This window comes from Bradyrhizobium sp. Cp5.3 (assembly GCF_000426265.1).
Classification (GTDB): domain Bacteria; phylum Pseudomonadota; class Alphaproteobacteria; order Rhizobiales; family Xanthobacteraceae; genus Bradyrhizobium; species Bradyrhizobium neotropicale.
This window is the reverse complement of the sequence record NZ_AUFA01000150.1, coordinates 1-1013: the sequence shown is the minus strand read 5'-3', so window position 1 is coordinate 1013 and position 1013 is coordinate 1. Positions and strand designations below refer to the sequence as shown.

The following is a 1013-nucleotide window of genomic DNA, read 5'->3' as shown; positions in this document are numbered from 1 at the left end:
GCCAAGGCAACGGCCAAGGAGAGCGCAAAGCCCGCCGCCAAGGCCGCGCCCAAGAAGTCGATGGCCGACGAGACCGCCGCCGAGGGCGACCGCGTCGCCAACCAGTCGATCCGCGTCAACGTGGATACGCTGGAGCATCTGATGACCATGGTCTCCGAGCTGGTCTTGACCCGCAACCAGCTGTTGGAGATCTCCCGCCGCAACGAGGACACCGAGTTCAAGGTGCCGTTGCAGCGCCTCTCCAACGTCACCGCCGAGCTGCAGGAGGGCGTCATGAAGACGCGCATGCAGCCGATCGGCAACGCCTGGCAGAAGCTGCCCCGCATCGTGCGCGACCTCTCATCCGAACTCGGCAAGCAGATCGAGCTCGAGATGCACGGCGCCGACACCGAGCTCGACCGCCAGGTGCTCGACCTGATCAAGGACCCGCTCACCCACATGGTGCGCAACTCCGCCGATCACGGCCTGGAGACCCCGGCCGAGCGCCTCGCCAGCGGCAAGGGCGAGCAGGGCACCATTCGCCTGTCCGCCTATCACGAGGGCGGCCACATCATCATCTGCATCGCCGACAACGGACGAGGCCTCAACACCGAGAAGATCAAGGCCAAGGCGCTCTCCAGCGGTCTCGTCACCGAGGCCGAGCTGGAGAAGATGAGCGAAGCCCAGATCCACAAGTTCATCTTCGCGCCGGGCTTCTCCACCGCGGCCGCCATCACCTCGGTGTCGGGGCGCGGCGTCGGCATGGACGTGGTGCGCACCAATATCGACCAGATCGGCGGCACCATCGACATCAAGTCGGTTGCCGGCGAAGGCTCGTCCGTCACCATCAAGATCCCGCTGACGCTCGCCATCGTCTCGGCGCTGATCGTGGAGGCCGCCGGCGACCGCTTTGCCATTCCCCAGCTCTCGGTCGTCGAGCTGGTGCGCGCCCGCGCCAACTCCGAGCACCGCATCGAGCGCATCAAGGACACCGCGGTGCTGCGCCTGCGCAACAAGCTGCTGCCGCTGATCCA

At 66.4% G+C, this 1013-nt stretch carries 1 protein-coding gene; it reads left to right on the top strand.

What is annotated here, in order from left to right; all coding sequences use genetic code 11:
• A partial coding sequence (locus K289_RS0140910) for a chemotaxis protein CheA (RefSeq protein ID WP_027556553.1) occupies positions 1-1013 on the top strand: 1013 nt, incomplete at both ends.